The organism is Deminuibacter soli (assembly GCF_003412455.1).
Classification (GTDB): domain Bacteria; phylum Bacteroidota; class Bacteroidia; order Chitinophagales; family Chitinophagaceae; genus Deminuibacter; species Deminuibacter soli.
Genome location: NZ_QTJU01000010.1, coordinates 96,609 through 113,426, shown reverse-complemented (window position 1 = coordinate 113,426; position 16,818 = coordinate 96,609). Strand labels below are relative to the sequence as shown.

Sequence of the window (16,818 nt, the reverse complement as noted above, 5' to 3'; positions counted from 1 at the left end):
GGGAAAACATCGGCAATCGAGACATCGACACGTTGCGATGAACGCTTAGCAAGTATTTAAGTGGGATCACCGGAGCGAAGATGAGGTGAGGATGCTTTTGTTCTTATACGGTTATATCTAAAGTCGCATCTGCTGTTTCATTTGCAACCGATTGCAGAGTTTCTTTTCTGAAAGGTGCGTGACCGCTGGCTCCTTTAAATAGTAAGTAAGCGCCGCACAATAACTCTGCATAGCCACGCTGATTGTCTTTGCGCAGGTTACGAACGCCCGCTGCAATTAAGATAAAGCCCGCCATTGCTGCAATCAACTGTTCGGTCTTTGACAGGCGGGGATGCGCTTGTTCATTGATGATATTGGTAAAGTTGCCCATGTTTTTTTACAATAACCAACACAAGAAGTATGCAAGCTGATCATTTGAGCTACCTGTGTAACGCCCGCCTGGCTATTGGGGAAAAACTTACTGTGAACTGGTGAAAAGAAGCACATAAAATCCTTTGCTGTATTGGTTTTCGGTAGTTGCAGAAAGCCCAGGCAAAAGCCGGACAAAAAGCCTGTTGAGGGGCTGCAACCGGAAGATTTACCGGATAGTTCCAATGAAAATGAAGGGAAAACGGGAAGTGGTCTGCGGCAGGATTCCAACTAAAAATAAAAAATGTTGAAGAGGCTGAAATGCCCGCCACACGCGGCTTTTACGAAGTAATGTGTAAAAGCCGCCTTGTTTGGTAGGGTATTAACAAACACTTGTTTGTTTATTTCTTTTTCAGTCATATTTTGCCTTGGGCATCATGAGGTGTGAAACCTGAAATCCTTTGCCAGCAAGGGCTCTGCATTTCTTTAACAGGTTTGGAATAATAAAATCCATCAAAACTTGTCTTGTACTGCCTGTTGCAGCGGTGTACTTTTGTGTCATGATGATTGATTAACGGATCACTTCACACGAATCAGTCACAAAGATTGCCACTCCATCTGAAATATATTTTTCGACAACATTGTATCATCAGGCATTTAAAAAATATATCAAGATATGAAATCAATTCGTACAGCAGCAGCAAAAATCATGGGTATCGCTTTCGCAACAGTAGTACTGGTATGTGGCGCAACAGCAAGCAAAGCGAACGGTAAAGAGAAAAAAGTGGAAGAAGCACGCAGCGAAAACCAGGTTTCTATTGAATACGCTAACAGCGTTGACAACAGCGTAACTTTCCGCGTAGCTTTCGAAAACCCTACAGCGCAGAAATTCACTTTGATCGTAAAAGACGACGCAGGTGACATTATCTACAAAGGTCAATTCGCAGACGCTCATTTCAACAAAACAGTGAAACTGATGAAAGAAGACAGCGAAATTCACCCACGCTTTATCATCCGTACAGGTAACCAGGAAATCGAAAAAGCTTTCGTTGTTAACAGCAACACTAAAGTGGTAGAAGACGTAGTGGTAACCAAATTATAATAATTTTTTAGGTTAAACGATTTGAGTTAAAAAGACCATGGCTTTTGTCATGGTCTTTTTTTTGTGGCTATATATCAGCTGAAGCAACAGCGGCTGCAGATTGTTTTTCAATATGCCCGGCATCGGCAGCATGCCGCTGTTGTGCTTTGGCAAGCAGGGATGAGATAGGGCAGTTGCCCGATAATGCCCGGTAAAGCAGGTAACCGCCTGCCAGCAACGTAAGCTTGGGCGTGTGTTTGTACACCACGCTTAGCAAAAAGGTGCCGGCAATGCCGGAAATTATCCGCGAAGGATTGCTCACATTCAGCTGGCTCAATGTTTCGTACAACCGGTTTGAACCGGGTTGCGGTGCTGTGAAGATATTTTCAGCCATAGGTCATCATTTTATCTTAGATGGTTCAAAAAGCCTGCAATAATTCATTACGGCAGAAAATATCCCAGGACTTTCTGCATTCTGCCTTCCGGGCTAAAAAATGTCTACAAACGGGGAAAGGGCAGTGGTATTCATTCTACACAACTGCTGCAAAAATGGTCATTAAGCAAACGTTAACGATTGCAGGGCATATGGTGCTGTATTTGAATGGTGTACTAATATTTACCTCATTTAAAACGCTAGCCTATGCAAAGCAAGGCCAATATAAAGGGGCATCCGCTGCATCCCATACTCATTGTGTTCCCGGTCGCTTTTTTCACCGGTACTTTGTTTTTCGATTGCTGGGGCGCGTTCAGTGATCACGCGCCTTATTTTGATACCGCCTATCATTTGCAGGTATTGGGCATATTCACTGCGCTGGTAGCTGCAGTGCCCGGTTTTATTGATTACCTGCGCGTGGTACCGCCGGAGAGTTCTGCCAAAAAAAGGGCTACCAGTCATGGTTTGCTGAATATTGGTATGACGATAATGTTTTCCATTGCCTGTATCTACCGCCAATCACTCAATGCCCATATCACTGTTTTGCTGCTGCTTGAAACAGCAGGCTTTGCATGCATGGCCATTGCCGGCTGGATGGGCGGCACCCTGGTATACCGCAACCAGATTGCTGTACATAACCTGTATGCAGAAGCCGGGAAATGGAAAGAGGAATTGATTGATACACCCGGCAAAAGCTTTGTGGTAGCGGCTTCGGGCGAGTTAAAGGTGAACCAGCTGAAACTGGTAATCATTAACGGCAAACGCATTGCCATTGGTAAAACTGCAGAAGGATATGTTGCTTTTGATGATCATTGCTCACACAAAGGCGGCTCACTGGCAGATGGTGCAATGATATGCGGTACGGTACAATGTCCATGGCATGGCTCACAGTTCAGTGTTACAACAGGTGCCGTGAAAGCCGGCCCGGCAAAAGAAGCAATACCGGTATATCCTGTATCAGAGCACGATGGAAAAGTATATGTGACACTGGAGTAACGATTACGACGTTACTATTGCTTGTTCTTTTTAGCAATAGGTTCGGCTTCCAGGTGTTCTTTTTTAAACCGTTTCATTTTAGACTGCGTGTTTAATGCGGCATCTTCAATAGTATGGCTGCAATTGAGATTGACTTCTTTTTTGGCCATTTTAGTGAGTTGCACGTAAAATGTTTTCAGCATATTCAATTCTTCTTCCGTAAGGTCTTCCACATCAATCAAACGGTTGCTGGCAGCGGCATTGGCTGCTATCAGCTCGTTTAATTTCAGATGGATGGCAAGGGTGTCTTTGTTCTGTGTTTGCTGGATAACAAATACCATCAAAAAAGTAATGATGGTAGTGCCTGTATTGATCACCAGTTGCCAGGTATCTGAAAAATGAAAGATGGGGCCTGTTATAACCCATACTACGATCATTAAACAGGCTACAATAAAGGCGGTGGAACTGCCTGTAACCTTCGTGGCTTTGCCGGAGAATTTGTCGAATAATTTTTTGGAGCGCATATGGATTTGTCATTATAGGTTTACGGTGCAATGGTTGCCGCTGTTGAAGCAAACTGTTGCACTGCTAAAATAAATTCAAACATCATTCCGCTAAATGCAGTGCGCATAAAATGATTTGCGGAGGTATTTCTGCCACGGAGAAAAATGCAGGGACGGGCACCGGTAATGGCTGGTAATTAATTAAAAGACTGTTTACTATGTTAACTGTTGAAATTAAACCGGATACAGGTGATTGAACAGGCAGTGCGCGAAATAGCGCAAAATTTCGTAAATTCATTTGAAAACCCTATTGTTCATTAATTATTAGCCGGATATAACATGAAAAACTTCACTGTACAAGTTGAATACGATGGACATAACTATGAATGTTATGTGCAGAAGCTGAAAGATAAAGAAGACAATGTTTACATCGTTAACTTTTTTGCCAATACATTAATCAAACAATATCAAAGCAAACGCATTGTATTGTGTGCACAACGCCTCAACCTGGGCAATGCTGTAGAGCATCCCGTAGCCGCTGCCAACAACCTGCCTGCGTTTGAAGCCAATTTGTGGCGCGCTATCTGGTTAAATGATAAATAAACTTTAGTTGGTGTGGTGATGTGTGGCCTGGTTATGCTGCTCTATCAGCCCGCCAACTTCCTGTATCTTGCATTCATAAGCCGCTAAATAACTCAGGTACTCAGACAATTGGGCATCTGTGATATGGAAGCGGCTTTCTTTTTTCTCGAGGTTTACCACCGAGTGGTCGGGGAAGGTAATGCGGTAATTACCGGCGCCCCCGGGCATTACTGATAACAGGAATCCTCTGAAGTCGATTGTGAAAGACTGGGTGTCTTCTTGCTGGGATGCATGCATGCTGACGCGTTTTTCAGGTGAAAAATGATTCATTTTTTAAGGAGGGAGCATTGCAGCTGATGGAGTTAGTTCGTAGGGCCGGAGTGGTGTTTCATCTTAGCAGGTAACAGCGGGATTAACATGATTAAAGCTAGTACAATTGCGCCAAAATACCAATTAAATCTACCGCTGTTTGCGGCCATTCTACCGTGTACAACCCAGTTAATATCACAGGTGCCCGGTCTGCCTCTTATTTGAAATGCTGTCACCCGCTTAAGGGTAGATGCGTGTTGCTCCCAATCTGCTGCAGGTAACTGTTACCGTTGGTACTGTGTTGCATCTGGCACAGTTTTTTTCCGGTTTATATAAAATGAGAACACCCGATGCACATTAACCTGGAAAAATTGTACGACCGCGCCTACGACTGGATGATTACTGTTGGTCCGCGTATTATTATTGCCGTTTTGATATTTGCGCTGGGACAGTGGCTGATACGACTGCTCAAACGCAAATCGGGCAATTACATGCACCGCAGAAACATTGATGCCTCATTGCAAATGTTCTTCCGCAGCCTGTTTTACGTAACCCTGCAGGTATTGCTTATTCTGTTGGTGATGCAGATTATGGGCCTGCAGCTCACCATATTCGCCTCTATCATTGCTGCTTTTGGTGTGGCAGCCGGACTGGCCCTTTCAGGCACGCTGCAGAACTTCACCAGCGGGGTATTGATATTGCTGCTGAAGCCTTACCGTGTAGGCGACAACATTATTGCGCAGGGGCAGGAGGGCACCATTACCGCTATTGAAATTTTTTATACCGTGATGACGGCCTACGACAACCGCATTATCATTATACCCAACAGCAAACTCTCCAACGAACTCATCATTAACCTCAGCGAAGAAGGCAAACGCCGCATGGATATCGAAATAAAACTGCCGTTCCCGAGCGATTACAGCACAGCAGAAAAAATTATCCGCGAAACGGCAGCCAACAGCAAGGCAGTAATGAAAGAATCGGAAGTGCGGGTAGGTGTATCGCTGATAGAGCCTGATGGCTACCGGGTTATTGTAAATGCATGGGCCAGGGCACACGGTTTTATGGATGACAAACTGTTGTTTCAGCAGCAATTGGTAGATGATTTAAAAAACGGCGGGGTAAAACTGCCGGGAATGTAAAGCGAGCGTTATGAAAAATATATTTACCAAACAGGCATTTGGCAAGGGATGGAAGCTGCTCACGGCCTCCTTTTCGGGCTTTTCAAAAGACAATGGGTTTAAACTGAGCGCATCCCTGGCGTATTCTACCATATTTTCCCTGGGGCCGCTATTGTTGCTCATGATGTCGCTGGCGAGTATTTTCTTTGGCCAGGATGCCATTGAGGGCCGGGTATTCCAGCAATTGAACGACCTGATTGGTGCAGGAGCAGCCAAACAGGTGCAGGATATCATCCGCAACATACAATTTTCAGGTAAAACCCATATGGCACTGATAACCAGCATTATAATATTGATAGTGGGTGCTACCAGCCTGTTTATAGAAATACAGGATTCACTCAACATCATCTGGCGGGTGCGCGCCAAACCCAAGAAAGGCTGGCTTAAGTTCCTGCAAAACCGGTTGTTATCATCGTCAATGATTATTTCCCTGGGCTTCCTGCTTGTTGCATCTTTAATTGTAAATGGATTGGTGGATGCATTGAGTGCCATACTATCCCGCTATATTTCGGATGTGGCTGTGGTACTTATGAGCATCATTAATATGCTGATCACCTTTATCGTGATAGCCTTGCTGTTTGGCATTATGTTTAAATTTTTACCTGATGTAAAAATCAAATGGCGCGATGTGCGTACCGGCGCCCTGGTTACAGCCGTTTTCTTTATGCTGGGCCGTTACCTGATTGGCCTGTACATTTCTACCACAGGTACCGGCTCTACCTACGGCGCAGCCGGATCGATCATCATTCTGCTGGTATGGATTTATTATACCGCCGTTATTTTTTACCTCGGCGCCGAATTTACGCAGGTATACAGCGAAACATACGGCACCCGTATTCAGCCGGCAGACTATGCTGTGCATGTAGAACAACACGAAATTGAGCACGATGTAAATACCCTGCCGTTACAGCACCCGGAGCTGAAGGAACAGAAATAATGGAGTTTAACAAATTGATTGTTAATTTGTTGTGTGGTTTAATTGCTTTTCAGCGACCGGTACGACCGGTTTATTTTTGTAGCAGTGCAGGAGGGCAGTAAAAGCTGCTGTTACCTGTAATAAACTGCGGGGCAGCCAAAATATGTGCGCATTTAAAAGATTTACTTCATCATATATGCTGTAACCTGTAATTTTACCGCCCAACAGTTTTAAACGTATTATGCCGCAGTATCCAAACCGACAGTTTTTAGACTTTGAGCAGCCGATCAAAACTTTGTACGAAGAAATTGATAAACTTAAGCAGACGGCAGAGAAAAGCAAGATCGACATGTCTGACAGTATACGCAAACTGGAAGACGCGATTGATGATAAAAGAAAGGATATTACCAGCCATCTTACGCCCTGGCAGCGTGTACAGTTAAGCCGTCACCCCGACAGGCCTTATACCCTGAAGTATATTGAGAAAATGACCACCGCTTTTATGGAGCTGTATGGCGACCGTAATGTAAAAGACGACAAAGCGATGGTGGGTGGTTTTGCACAGCTGGATGGCGAAACCGTGATGTTTATCGGGCAGCAGAAAGGATCGAACACCAAGATGCGCCAGCTGCGCAATTTTGGTATGCCTAACCCCGAAGGTTACCGCAAAGCGCTTCGCCTGATGAAACTGGCGGAGAAATTCAATAAGCCGATTGTTACTTTAATAGATACACCCGGTGCGTTCCCTGGCCTGGAAGCCGAAGAGCGCGGACAGGGTGAAGCCATTGCACGCAATATTTACGAGATGATGCGCCTGAAAGTGCCTGTTATCTGCGTAATTATCGGTGAAGGTGCCAGTGGCGGTGCCTTGGGTATTGGTGTGGGCGACAAAATCCTGATGATGGAAAACGCCTGGTACACGGTGATTTCTCCTGAAAACTGCAGCACCATTCTGTGGCGCAGCTGGGAGAAAAAAGAAGTGGCAGCCGAACAGCTGAAACTCACTGCCACCAATATGAAAAATTTCGGATTGGTTGATGAAATTGTTCCTGAACCAGCCGGCGGTGCACACTGGGATTATGCAGGTGCAGCTGAATTAATGAAGATATCCATTCTCAGGGCTTTGGCCGAAGTCAAGCAGGTGGCGCCTGATACGCGCATCAGCAACAGGATTAACAAATTCTGTAAAATGGGCTTCTGGGATGAACTGTAAACCGTATCAAAGTTCAATAGTTCAAAAGTTCAAGACGTTCAAAAGCTCAATTGTTCAATCTGAACAGATGGGTCTGTCTGAAACCATTAACCTATGGAGCAATTGAACCCCGGTGAATGCCGGGATTAATTCATTAACATAGCTGCCGGCAACACAGTTGCCTTGTCAACTGAAACCGGCTTCTGCATTATAACCAAAATATGTCTTTGCGTCAACAACTGAAAGGTACCGGTGTGGCACTGGTGACACCTTTTACCAACGATTTCCAGGTAGATTATGATGCGCTGGGAAAAGTAATTGATCATGTAATTGATGGCGGTGTGGAATACGTAGTTACACTGGGCACTACCGGTGAAACACCAACGCTGAACAAAGAAGAAAAAATAAAGATCGTTCTCTATACCTACGATAAAGTAAACAACCGCGTTCCTGTGGTGGTAGGCATAGGCGGCAACAATACTGCTGAAATTATCAGCGACCTGCAAACCTATCCGCTTGATAAGGCCATCGCTGTATTAAGCGCTGCCCCATATTACAGCAAACCTTCGCAGGAGGGTATTTACCAGCATTACAAAGCACTGGCAGCTGTATCGCCCAAGCCTGTATTGCTGTACAATGTACCGGGCCGTACAGGCCGTAATATGACTGCGGATACTACTGTTCGCCTCGCTAAAGATGTGCCCAATATTGCCGGTATTAAAGAAGCAAGCGGCGATATGATGCAGGCTATGCAGATACTGCGCGATGCACCGGAAGACTTCCTGGTGGTAAGCGGTGACGATTCACTCGGTGTACCCCAGATTGCCTGCGGTATGGATGGTGTAATCAGCGTAATTGCCAACACACTGCCCAAACAGTATTCAGAACTCGTACGCCTGAGCCTGAAAAATGATTTCAATGCTGCCAATGCCATCAACAAAAAACTCTTAAACGTATACGACCTGTTGTTTGCAGAAAACAATCCCGCCGGTGTTAAAGCCTATATGGCACACCAGGGCCTGCTGCAAAACAAGCTTCGTTTGCCCGTAACGCCGGTAAGCGATGCGCTCTACGACAAAATAGGCAAGAGCCTGGAGAAGTTGTAAGAGAAATCGTCAGTCGTGGGTGATCTTAGCGAGTATCAATTCCGAGAATCGAGACATCGACAGTCGAGACTATCTTAGCGAGTGCCAGATCGAGAATCGAGATATCGACACGTCGAGACTATCTTAGCGAATTTTAATAGTGCTACTTCCGCCGCAGGAGGTAGCGCTAAACAAACTAGTAGCTATCAGCTTGAAGCTTGCAGCTGAAAAAAAGAGCGTGATGCTCTTTTTTTATTTATGGCAGCTAACTGCTAATTGCTAACAGCTAAAGGCTGCATCCTTAGCGAGTACGAATTTCGAGAATCGAGACATCGACAGTCGAGACTATCTTAGCGAGTGCCAGATCGAGAATCGAGACATCGACACGTCGAGACTATCTTAGCGAATTTTAATAGTGCTACTTCTGCCGCAGGAGGTAGCGCTAAACAAACTAGTAGCTATCAGCTTGAAGCTTGCAGCTGAAAAAAGAGCGTGATGCTCTTTTTTTATTTATGGCAGCTAACTGCTAATTGCTAACAGCTAAAGGCTGCATCTCTATACATGCCGCGAAGCGGCTCACTTCCATACATAACATTCACATAATATGCGTGCCGCTTCATTTATCAAACAATTACTGCAATTTAGTGCCGTTAACAAAAGAGTACATCCTGTTAACCGGCAACACAGTCTATCCAAGATTATTTATACAACCCTAACGCTCCTGGACAAGTAACACGGAAAAATAAAGGCGGCCGCAAGGCCGCCTGCCGTATTTTAATAATTTGCAGTATGATTAAACAAACACTCTTTGCTTTTTCACTGGTATGCAGCACGGCTGCCATGGCACAACCCGCACTTGATGTACAGGGGCATCGCGGCGGGCGCGGACTAATGCCTGAAAACACCATCCCTGCCATGTTACACGCTGTTGACCTGGGTGTGCGCACGCTGGAACTGGATTGCGGTATCAGTGCCGATAACCAGGTAGTGGTATCACACGATCCGTACATGAATGGTGTTATTATGCTGAAACCCGATGGTTCGCATATTGAAAAAACAGAAGAAAAACAATACGCGCTGTACAAAATGCCGTACGACAGTATCCGCCGTTTTACAGAAGGTACTTTGTTTTACCCGCAGTTTCCGCAGCAGCAAAAACTGGCTACCTATAAACCTACGCTGGCCGCGCTGATCGATTCAGTAGAAGCCTATGTGCGCCTGCATCATTTGAAGCCGGTGTATTATAACATTGAAACCAAAAGCCAGCCCGCAGGTGATGGTGTTTATCATCCTGCACCCGATGTGTTTGTACAGCTGCTGATGCAGGTGATCAAACAAAAAGGCATTACACCAAGGGTAACCATACAATCGTTCGACCCCAGAACATTGCAGGTGCTGCATAAGACCGATCCCGGTGTGGTTACTGCATTGCTGGTAGAAAACAAGGATGGTTTTGAAGCCAATATTACCCGGCTGGGTTTTACACCGGTGATTTATAGTCCGGCCTATAAACTGGTAGATGCAACACTGGTAAAACAGGCACACGACAGCAAGGTAAAGGTATTGCCCTGGACAGTGAATGAAGAAGCCGATATGAAAGCCATGAGCGCGTTGGGTGTGGATGGTATTATATCTGACTATCCCGACAGGCTGGTAAAGCTGTTTGGCAGCTACCAGTAGCCTGGCGCTGATACCATGCAATATGATTTGTGAACCATACTCCATACAGGGTATGGTTTTTTTGACCTATTTTCAATCCATGAAAAAGATACTTGCAGTCTTGTTCTTATGCAGTGCCTGTGCACCTGTTTGGGCACAGTTTTCCATTCGCTTTGTGGTGAACTCCATCGCCACCAAAAAACAGGATGATATTTATGTTACCGGCAGTTTCAACAACTGGACACCCGATGATACCAAGTATAAACTGAAGCCCTTTGGTCCTACGAGACGCGTAATTGTGCTGAAAGACATGCAGCCCGGCAAGTATGAATTTAAATTCACCCGCGGCGGACTGGATAAAGTAGAAACCACGGCAAAAGGAGAAGACATCGACAACCGCGTGGTGGAAGTGGCCGGTGCTGATGTATCGGTTGATGTGCAGATACCCGGCTGGAAAGATGATTATCCCGATAAGCCCAAACCCTTTACCGCAACCGCACAGGTGCATTGGCTTGATTCTGCATTTGCCATACCGCAACTGAACCGTACCAGGCGTATATGGGTGTACCTGCCCAAATCATATAATGTAACCAAAGGCAAATCATACCCCGTATTGTACATGCAGGATGGTGAAAACCTGTTTAATGAACAAACCGCTGCAAACGGCGAATGGGGGGTAGATGAGTGCCTGGATTCGTTGCAGAAAATAACCGGCAAAGAATGTATTGTGGTAGGCATAGCCGGTGGTGCTGAAAAACGCATCAACGAATACAACCCTTACGACAATGCGCAATATGGCAAAGGTGAAGGCAAACAATATGCAGAGTTTTTGGCCAGAACCCTGAAACCCTTTGTAGACATGCATTACCGCACCGTAAAAGATCCTGCACATACCTGGGTGGCCGGCAGCAGCATGGGCGGTGTAATCAGTCTGTATGCAGTAATGAAATACCCTGATGTGTTTGGTGTGGCCGGTATATTGTCGCCGGCATTGGATACTGCCGTTGGCCTGGGTGCAGATGCACAGCAAACCAACTGGACATCTATGCCGCGTTTTTATTTCTACACCGGCGGTAAGGAAGGCAATGCCTCTGTATCTGCCATGGACAGGCTGATGGATGTTATTCAAAAGAAAAACCGCTACGACACACGACGCAGCTTTTACCCGCTGGGTGAACACAATGAAGCGGCATGGCGCAAAGAGTTTCCTGCATTCTATCGCTGGCTGGTACAGTAAAATGATGGCGGTACAAATCCCATACACAATGTTTAGAAAGTTCCTGCTTTTACTTTTGCCTGCTGCCTGTTGCTGCAAACCGGTGCTGTCACAAACAGACAGTGCTTTTGCGCGCAGCGTAGTTGATACGCTCACCGGCACCTATTTCTGGGGGCGCGGTTATACCAATAATGGTATGCAGAAAGCAGCCGCTTACCTGGAGCAGCAATTCCGCAACATGCAATTGCAGCCATTAAACGGCAAAGCATTTACGCAGCCCTTCAGCTACCCGGTAAACACTTTTCCCGGCGCTATGGAGGTAAGCATCAATGGCAAAAAACTGCAGCCCGGTGTGGATTATATTGTAGCGCCGCAAAGCAGGGGCGTAAAGGGCAATGGCAGCCTGGTGCCTGCAGATACCAACCAGTTTGTAAACCCTGCACACCGCATTATGGTGATGAAAGAAGACAAACTCACCTGGAGTGCAGAACAGGAGCAGGCCGATTTTACCCTTATCCAGCTGGATAAAAAAAGGTTCCCCGAAACACCGCAGACCATTACCGCTGATATTGACAACAAAATGGTGCATTCCTTTGCTACAGCTAACATAGCCGGTGTAGTAAAGGGTACCCTGTATCCCGATTCCGTTATTTTTATTACCGCCCATTACGATCATCTCGGCGGTATGGGTAAGGATACCTATTTCCCGGGTGCCAATGATAACGCCAGCGGCATCTCCCTGCTGCTTACGCTGGCGCGTTATTATGCGCAGCATCCGCAACACTGCAGCATCGGGTTTATTTGTTTCGCAGGGGAGGAGGCAGGTTTGGTAGGCTCCAAATACTTCAGTGAACACCCGCTGGTGCCCTTAAAACAAATCCGTTTCCTGCTCAACCTCGACCTGGAGGGAACAGGCACAGAAGGCATTACAGTGGTGAATGCAACCGAATACCCGGCTGCGTTTGCACAGCTGCAGGCCATCAACAATAAAGCCGGTTACCTGCCCGGTATAAAAGCAAGGGGCAAGGCTGCGAATAGTGATCATTACTGGTTTTCAGAACAGGGCGTGCCTGCCTTTTTCCTGTATACGATGGGAGGCATCAAAGCTTATCATGATGTGTTTGATCGCGGCGCTACCTTGCCACTGGATCATATCAATGGTCTTTCAGGATTGCTGAAGGAGTTTGTAAAGCGCCTGGCACAGTGAATGATGAATCTTAGCAAGTCCGATCGTCAGTCGTGAGTGAAAAAGGCATCGAGAATCGACAGTCGACAGTCGGGATGATCGTAGCGAAATTTTCAAACCACAGAACAATAAAACCATCAAGCCATCGAACCATCCTACAAGATCCGGTAACTCACCCCTTCAAGGGCCAGCTGGGTATTGGGAAAGATGCTTTGGGCCTCGGTAAGGAAAGGTTCCAGGGCTTCGTATTTGCTGCTGAAATGGCCAATGAGCAGTTGTTTGATGCCGGCCAGCCGGGCAATGGTGGCAGCTTGTTTGGATGTAGAATGAAAGCGGTTGGCTGCCCGTTCAATAAGGTTGTCGAGATAGGTGGCTTCATGATAAGCCATGGTAACGCCTTTTATTTTCGCAGCTACTTCGGGATTGAAAATCGTATCTGCACAATAGGCATAACTGCGGCCCGGTGTATTCGGGATGGTTACCCATTCGTTTTTTACCGTTTCACCATTGCGGGGTTCATAATCATCGCCGTTCTTCAGGCGTTCATAAAAATAACCGGGGATATTGTAGGCAAGGGCCTGTTCCTTATTGATCTTGCGTGGTTTCCTGTTCTCGCGGATAATAAAGCCCCAGCATTCAATGCGATGGTAAACAGCAAAACATTCAATCGAAAATTTATCTTCTGCCACCAGCACGCCTTCCTGCTGCAGGGCGTGAAAGTGCAGCGGAAAGGGCAGCACAATAGCTGCCACATCAAGCTGTGCCTGCAGTATACCCTGAAGTGGTGCAGGCGCATAAATATGCAGCGGATGTTCGCGGCCTAAAAGCCCCATGCTGGTAATTAAACCAATCAACCCGAAATAATGATCGCCATGCAGGTGCGAAATAAGAATGTAATTAATGCGGCTTCTGCGCACCTTGTACCGGCTTAACTGCATTTGTGTGGCCTCGCCGCAGTCCAGCAAAAACAACTGCTCGTTCAGGGTAACAACCTGTGCCGTGGGGTGCCGGTCGTAAGCCGGTATCGCCGAATTATTTCCCAGTATGGTTACGCCAAACAGCATGCTGAACAATTGAAATAAATGTAAGAATAATAACGGCAGGGCCCTTGCCATACCTGCTGCAAACACCTGCCCGCCGTTTGTAATTACAGCAATATTAAATGAAAAATTGATGCCGATAGTTTTACTACACAAGCAATACTAAATTTGTTGGATTTCCCGTTATATTTGCCTGTTATCGCAACACATGGCAAATAAACTAAAAACGAAAACGCCGCCTCCCCCTAATCCCGATGAACTGAAACCGGAAAAAGAGGTGGAGGTGACGGTGAAAGAGATTGTGAAAGACGAACGCACCTACAAAATTGCAGGTGCCGTTAGTTTGCTTTTTGCTGTATTTCTTTTTATCGCATTCAGCTCGTACCTGTTTACCTGGCAGGAAGACCAGGATAAGGTGTTTCAATTCGGTGCAAAAATCTTCAGCACTTCCGATATCAGGGTAAGCAACTTGCTGGGGGTGCTGGGTGCTTATACGGCACATATTTTTATTTACAAGGGATTTGGTTTGTCTTCCTTCCTGTTCTGTACTTTCTTTTTTGTGCTGGGCGTAAACCTGCTCTTCGGACGTAAGGTATTCAGTCTGGCCAAAAACCTCAAATATCTGCTGGTTGGTTTGCTGGTGCTCAGTGTAGCATTGGCATTTTTTACCAGTGGCAATGCTTTTCCCTGGGGCGGTGCCATGGGCGAACTGCTGGATGCATGGGTAGAGAAATGGATCGGTAAAACCGGTACCGGCTTCCTGCTTATCTTCTCTGTGTTTGCTTATGTCATCTGGCGCTTCAATCCAACCTTCCGTTTGCCTGAGCGCAAACCCAAACCGGTGAAGCAGGCAACAGAACCTGCAGGGCCAGTAATTGCACCGCTGGGTGTTGTACCCGCAGAAGCAGGGGAACCAACGGAAACAAACACAGCCATTGCAGCAGAGAACAAACCTGCTGTTCCCAATAAACTGAAGAAAGATGGAAAGAACGTGGTAGTAATACCGCCTTCACAACCGGTAGCTGCGCAAGACCCGTTAACGCAGTTTGATGTGGTGGAAAGAGAACTGCCTGCTGAACCTGTTGAACATCTTACCCTGCAGATCAATAACGAAGCAGAAGCCGAAGAAGCGGAATACGAAGAAGAGGCGTATGATGAACCCGTAGACGAAGAGGCAATTGAAGAAGAAGCATACGATGAAGAAGCCGGAGAGGAATATGAAGAGGAAGAAGCCGAAGAACCGGAGCCTGAGCCGGAACCCAAACCGCGTTCTAAAAAGCCCACACCCGAAGAAATTGCAGCAGCAACAGAACTGGTAATAAAAGAGGTGCCTGAAGAAGAACCCGAAGAGGAAGCACCTGTTGCAGTGAAACCCATGGCCAACTATGAGCCTACGCTTGACCTGCGGGATTACAAACATCCATCACTGGATTTGCTGGAAACACATGGCAGCGATAAAATTGTACACGACCCTGCAGAGCTGGAGGCCAATAAAAACCAGATCATCTCTACGCTCAAGAACTACGATATCGCCATCCAGCGCATCAGCGCAACAGTTGGTCCTACGGTTACCCTGTACGAGATTGTGCCTGCACCCGGTGTGCGCATCAGCCGTATCAAAAACCTGGAAGATGATATTGCATTAAGCCTTGCAGCACTTGGCATTCGTATCATTGCGCCGATACCCGGTAAAGGTACCATCGGTATTGAAGTACCGAATGTGCGCAAAAGCGTGGTAAGCATGAAAACCCTGCTGGCGTCTGACAAGTTCCAAAACACGGCGTTTTCATTACCGGTGGCTATTGGCAAACGCATCGATAACGAAAACTTTATTGTTGACCTTGCCAGCATGCCGCACTTGCTCATGGCGGGTGCTACCGGCCAGGGTAAATCAGTTGGTATTAATACACTGCTGGTATCATTACTGTACAAAAAACATCCTTCACAGCTGAAGTTTGTACTGGTAGATCCCAAGAAAGTAGAGTTAAGCCTGTACCGTGTAATTGAAAAACACTTCCTCGCCAAATTGCCCGGTGAAGAAGAATCCATCATTACCGATACCAAGAAAGTTATCTATACGCTCAATGCACTTTGTATTGAAATGGACAACCGTTACGATCTGCTGAAAGAAGCCGGTTGCCGCAATATCAAAGAGTACAATGAGAAATTCATTAAACGCAAACTCAACCCGCAAAAAGGGCATCAATACCTGCCGTTTATTGTACTGGTGGTAGATGAGTTTGCCGATTTGATTATGACCGCAGGCAAAGAAGTGGAAATGCCGATTGCGCGCCTCGCGCAGCTGGCGCGTGCGGTAGGTATTCACCTGATTATTGCTACACAGCGTCCATCGGTGAACATTATTACCGGTACCATCAAAGCCAACTTCCCTGCGCGTATTGCGTTTAAGGTATCCTCTAAAATAGACAGCCGCACCATTCTCGATGCAGGTGGTGCAGAGCAGCTCATTGGCAAGGGTGATATGCTTATCAGCTACAATGGTGAAATTACGCGCCTGCAATGTGCTTTTGTTGATACCCCCGAAGTGGAAAGCGTGGTGGAATTTATCGGCGACCAGCGCGGTTACCCGCAAGCCTTCCTGCTGCCGGAGTATGTGGATGAAAAGGAAATGGACCGCGGCGATTTTGATGCCAGCGACCGCGACCCGCTGTTTGAGGATGCTGCACGCTTGATTGTACAGAACCAGATGGGCAGTACCTCGTTAATACAACGCAGGATGAAGCTGGGCTATAACCGTGCAGGCCGTTTGATGGATCAGCTGGAAGCAGCCGGTATTGTAGGGCCTAACCAGGGCAGCAAGGCACGCGAAGTGATGGTTAAAACCGACAGCGACCTGGAAGAAATACTCGCAACATTGTTGTAACAACATAAACACGCCTGCCGTGCAATGCTGCAGGTAAGTTAATTGTATCACATTTACCGCCGGAGAACCCGTTTCTACCGGCGGTGTTTTTTTGCTGCAAACACCGGAAATGCTTGCAGGGAAAGGGTTTTGGCCATTGTTGATATAAAGTAATGCATTGCCAATGAACGGGATAAATGTTAAAAGCTTTAACTGTTATTTCGGGTTGGCATGCGCTTTGACTATCTT

General features: G+C 46.5%; 16 protein-coding genes. 11 read left to right on the top strand and 5 right to left on the bottom strand.

Annotated elements, in window-relative coordinates; genetic code table 11:
• Window positions 1-103 precede the first annotated feature (103 nt).
• Window positions 104-370, bottom strand: a complete 267-nt coding sequence (locus DXN05_RS20720) for a hypothetical protein (protein WP_116849209.1) — start codon at window positions 368-370, stop codon at window positions 104-106.
• Window positions 371-1,024: 654 nt separating this feature from the next.
• On the opposite strand from DXN05_RS20720, the gene DXN05_RS20715 reads away from it, so the two are divergent.
• Window positions 1,025-1,450, top strand: a complete 426-nt coding sequence (locus tag DXN05_RS20715; RefSeq protein WP_116849208.1) for a hypothetical protein — start codon at window positions 1,025-1,027, stop codon at window positions 1,448-1,450.
• A gap of 67 nt (window positions 1,451-1,517) precedes the next feature.
• On the opposite strand, the gene DXN05_RS20710 is transcribed toward DXN05_RS20715, so the two are convergent.
• A complete protein-coding gene (locus tag DXN05_RS20710) occupies window positions 1,518-1,823 on the bottom strand; it encodes a YgaP family membrane protein (protein WP_116849207.1) in 306 nt (101 codons plus the stop codon).
• Between the two features lie 246 nt (window positions 1,824-2,069).
• On the opposite strand from DXN05_RS20710, the gene DXN05_RS20705 reads away from it, so the two are divergent.
• Complete coding sequence (locus DXN05_RS20705; RefSeq protein WP_116849206.1) at window positions 2,070-2,858, top strand: DUF2231 domain-containing protein; 789 nt, start codon at window positions 2,070-2,072, stop codon at window positions 2,856-2,858.
• A gap of 14 nt (window positions 2,859-2,872) precedes the next feature.
• On the opposite strand, the gene DXN05_RS20700 is transcribed toward DXN05_RS20705, so the two are convergent.
• Window positions 2,873-3,361, bottom strand: coding sequence for a low affinity iron permease family protein (locus tag DXN05_RS20700; RefSeq protein ID WP_116849205.1), 489 nt, complete (start codon window positions 3,359-3,361; stop codon window positions 2,873-2,875).
• Window positions 3,362-3,679: 318 nt separating this feature from the next.
• Between DXN05_RS20700 and DXN05_RS20695 the strand changes: the two genes are divergently transcribed.
• The gene (locus tag DXN05_RS20695) at window positions 3,680-3,943 is read left to right on the top strand and encodes a hypothetical protein (RefSeq protein ID WP_116849204.1); all 264 of its coding nucleotides are present in this window, start codon (window positions 3,680-3,682) and stop codon (window positions 3,941-3,943) included.
• A gap of 3 nt (window positions 3,944-3,946) precedes the next feature.
• Here DXN05_RS20695 and DXN05_RS20690 read toward each other — a convergent pair whose 3' ends face one another.
• Window positions 3,947-4,219: a hypothetical protein gene (locus tag DXN05_RS20690; protein ID WP_147314015.1), complete on the bottom strand. Its 273-nt coding sequence runs from the start codon at window positions 4,217-4,219 to the stop codon at window positions 3,947-3,949.
• 362 nt (window positions 4,220-4,581) lie between these two features.
• Between DXN05_RS20690 and DXN05_RS20685 the strand changes: the two genes are divergently transcribed.
• The 7 genes from DXN05_RS20685 (at window position 4,582) to DXN05_RS20650 (ending at window position 12,687) form a co-directional block, all read left to right on the top strand.
• On the top strand, window positions 4,582-5,373 hold the full coding sequence (locus tag DXN05_RS20685) for a mechanosensitive ion channel family protein (RefSeq protein ID WP_116849202.1): 792 nt from the start codon (window positions 4,582-4,584) through the stop codon (window positions 5,371-5,373).
• Window positions 5,374-5,383: 10 nt separating this feature from the next.
• On the top strand, window positions 5,384-6,349 hold the full coding sequence (locus DXN05_RS20680) for a YihY/virulence factor BrkB family protein (protein ID WP_116849201.1): 966 nt from the start codon (window positions 5,384-5,386) through the stop codon (window positions 6,347-6,349).
• A 220-nt stretch (window positions 6,350-6,569) separates the two neighbouring features.
• Entirely contained in the window at window positions 6,570-7,541 is a 972-nt protein-coding gene (locus DXN05_RS20670; protein WP_116849199.1) for an acetyl-CoA carboxylase carboxyltransferase subunit alpha, read from the top strand.
• 200 nt (window positions 7,542-7,741) lie between these two features.
• Window positions 7,742-8,626, top strand: a complete 885-nt coding sequence (gene dapA / locus DXN05_RS20665) for a 4-hydroxy-tetrahydrodipicolinate synthase (RefSeq protein ID WP_116849198.1) — start codon at window positions 7,742-7,744, stop codon at window positions 8,624-8,626.
• A gap of 768 nt (window positions 8,627-9,394) precedes the next feature.
• Window positions 9,395-10,285: a glycerophosphodiester phosphodiesterase family protein gene (locus DXN05_RS20660; RefSeq protein ID WP_116849197.1), complete on the top strand. Its 891-nt coding sequence runs from the start codon at window positions 9,395-9,397 to the stop codon at window positions 10,283-10,285.
• 79 nt (window positions 10,286-10,364) lie between these two features.
• A complete protein-coding gene (locus DXN05_RS20655; RefSeq protein WP_158559373.1) occupies window positions 10,365-11,501 on the top strand; it encodes an alpha/beta hydrolase-fold protein in 1,137 nt (378 codons plus the stop codon).
• A 28-nt stretch (window positions 11,502-11,529) separates the two neighbouring features.
• Window positions 11,530-12,687: a M28 family metallopeptidase gene (locus tag DXN05_RS20650; protein WP_116849195.1), complete on the top strand. Its 1,158-nt coding sequence runs from the start codon at window positions 11,530-11,532 to the stop codon at window positions 12,685-12,687.
• A gap of 134 nt (window positions 12,688-12,821) precedes the next feature.
• Here the strand turns inward: DXN05_RS20650 and DXN05_RS20645 are convergent, their stop codons facing one another.
• The gene (locus tag DXN05_RS20645) at window positions 12,822-13,862 is read right to left on the bottom strand and encodes a ribonuclease Z (RefSeq protein WP_245975264.1); all 1,041 of its coding nucleotides are present in this window, start codon (window positions 13,860-13,862) and stop codon (window positions 12,822-12,824) included.
• Window positions 13,863-13,914: 52 nt separating this feature from the next.
• Here DXN05_RS20645 and DXN05_RS20640 point away from each other — a divergent pair, with 52 nt between their 5' ends.
• A complete protein-coding gene (locus DXN05_RS20640) occupies window positions 13,915-16,590 on the top strand; it encodes an FtsK/SpoIIIE family DNA translocase (protein ID WP_116849194.1) in 2,676 nt (891 codons plus the stop codon).
• Window positions 16,591-16,818 lie beyond the last annotated feature (228 nt).